Source organism: Saliniramus sp., assembly GCF_035311605.1.
Lineage (GTDB): Bacteria > Pseudomonadota > Alphaproteobacteria > Rhizobiales > Beijerinckiaceae > Saliniramus.
The window spans coordinates 1-2,517 of the sequence record NZ_DATGCW010000230.1; the positions used below are offsets into that span (position 1 = coordinate 1).

The following is a 2,517-nucleotide window of genomic DNA, read 5'->3' on the forward strand; positions in this document are numbered from 1 at the left end:
CTGGACGATCTCCTCTGGCAGATCCAGCAATTCCAGGAAGCGCTGGTTGTAGACGCGGATCCGGCCCTCGTGATCCACCATTAATAGGCCCTGATCCATGTTTTCCAGCGTTATGCGCAGCGTTTCGCCCTGTTCGGTCAACTTGCGTTCCGCCTCACGGGCATCATGCACATCGGTGACGGTGCCGATCCATTCGCGCAATGTGCCGTCATCGTCGAAAAGCGGCACGGCCCGTGTGCAGACCCAGCGGTAGCTGCCATCGCGGAAGCGCAGCCGGTATTCGGATGTGCGTTGCTTGTCGTCGGGCAGGCGCGCCCGGACCCTGCTGGTCAGACGCTCACGGTCATCGGGATGCAGGGCGGTGAGCCAGCCGTCACCCATGTATTCCTCTCGGGATTGCCCGGTGATCGCCTCCCATCCGGCGCTGTCGATGACGCCCCCGTCCGGTGCAGCGCGCCAGACGACGAGGGAACTGGCTTCGGTGAGTGCGCGATAGCGCGCCTCGCTCATGGCGAGTTCGGCCTGGGCGGCGCGGGTCTCGTGGATATCGGTCGAGGTACCGAACCAGTGTTCGATCCGCCCCGTCGCATCGCGTACCGGCAAGGCCCGCGCCAGCATCCAGCGATAATCGCCGCCATGGTGGCGAAAGCGATATGCGATCTCCAGCGCCTCACCCTGCGCGACGGCATCATTCCACGCATCCCCGGCCCGCTTGCGGTCCTCGGGATGGACGAAGGCGAGCCAGTCGACGCGGCGGCGATCATCCGGATCGCCATGGATGAAGGCACGGCAACGCTGGTTGGCATAGACGATGCGTCCCTCCGGATCGGCGCACCACACCATTTGCGGCAGCGCTTCGGCCGTCAGCCTGAACCGGGTTTCGCGCTCGCGGGCAGCGAGCAGGGCCCGGCGCTGTTCGGTGCGCTCCATCACCATGCGCGCGAGGATGCGCAGCATGTCGCCCTGATCGGAAGTGAGGCCCTGCGGGCGGGGTGTGAAATCGAGCGCGCAGAAGGTGCCGACGGGCACACCGTCTGCGTTGCACAGGGCGATTCCGGCATAGAATCGATAGCCCGGCATGCCCACGACCTTGGGGTTGTGCGCATAGCGCGGGTCCGCGGAAAGGTCCGGAATCACCAGAAGATCGGGTTCATGCAGTGTAGGCAGGCAGATGCAATCGGGCGTAAGCGGACGCTCGCGCGCATCGAGGCCGATCTCCGCCTTGAAGAACTCCCGGTCGCCGTCGAGGAAATTGATCAGCGCGACGGGGCAGCCGGTCGCCTTGACCGCGAGTTCCACGAGATCGTCGAAGGCAGGCTCGCGCGGGGTATCGAGAATGCGGTAATCGCGCAGGGCCTGCAGGCGTACAGCCTCGTCGTGGCGCCGGGCGTCATGCTGCGCATCGTATCGGTCTTGATGGTCTGATCGTCGCGTCGCCTCGTCACGCTCGCGCATCTGCGCGTTCTCCAACATTCTTGCAACCTGTAAGACAGGCTGGCAGCGAATCTTCAAGAAATCGTTTCAGCCGCGCTTGTATGACGCAGGAAAGCTGCACAATCATTGATTCTTCCGTTTGGTCACGTGTCGTGTCGGTGCCGCCTCTCGCGGATTCTCCGGCCAGGGATGTCTGGGATAGCGCCCGCGCATCTGCGCGCGCACCTCGGCCCAGGATCCGGCCCAGAAGCCCGGCAGATCCCGGGTGATCTGGATCGGGCGGCGCGCTGGCGAGAGCAGTTCGAGCACGAGCGGCAGCCGCCCGCCGGCAATGGCGGGATGCTCCGTCAGGCCGAACAATTCCTGCACCCGCAGCGCGATCATCGGCTCCGCACCATCATAGACGATCGGTACCTGCGTGCCCGTCGGCGCGGTGAAATGGGTGGGGGCTTCCCGGTCGAGCCGTGCGCGCAGATCCCAGGGCAGCAAGGCCTCGATCGCATCGTGCAGATCCCTCGCCGTGATCCGCGCGAGCGCATTGCGACCGAGGATGAAGGGGGCGAGCCGCGCGGCGGCGTCTTCGGCGAAGGCGGCATCGGAGAGATCCGGCCAGCCGGCATCGGCGCCTTCTGCCCGGCGCAGGAAGCCGACCCGTGCGCGCAATTGCGCAAGGGCGGGCGTCCAGGGCCATTGCGCCGGCCCCGGATCGCGCGCGATCCCCTGCGCCAGAACGCGGGCGGCTTCCTCGGTTTCCGGAGCGGGCAGCGGCGTCCGGGTCAGGACGAGGGCGCCGAGCCGCTCGCTGCGCGCCGCGCGCAGGGCACGTGCCTCACCATCGTAGCTGACCTCTTCGCCCGTCGTGATCCGCATCGCTGCCCGCGCGCGGATTTCGTCGCGCGTGATGCGCGCCGCCGCGATGATGCGCGCCCGCGCCGCCGTACCACTGATCTCGGCAATGGCGAGATACGCTTCCCCGGCCAGCGGATGCGCGGCATCGATCACCGCGCCGCGCCCATTGGCCATGACGAATTCCCCCGGTTTGCCGCGCGCGGCTGCGATGCGCTCGGGATAAGCGCAGACCAG

Annotated in this window: 2 protein-coding genes; both read right to left on the reverse strand. The window is 66.9% G+C overall.

Going from position 1 to position 2,517, the window contains the following annotated elements:
* Nucleotides 1-1,473 (reverse strand): PAS domain-containing protein (locus VKP01_RS10385; RefSeq protein ID WP_324412072.1); only part of this gene is annotated, 1,473 nt, incomplete at its 3' end.
* Between the two features lie 84 nt (nt 1,474-1,557).
* Nucleotides 1,558-2,517: ATP-dependent helicase C-terminal domain-containing protein (locus VKP01_RS10390; protein WP_324412073.1), on the reverse strand; the 960-nt coding region annotated here is incomplete at its 5' end.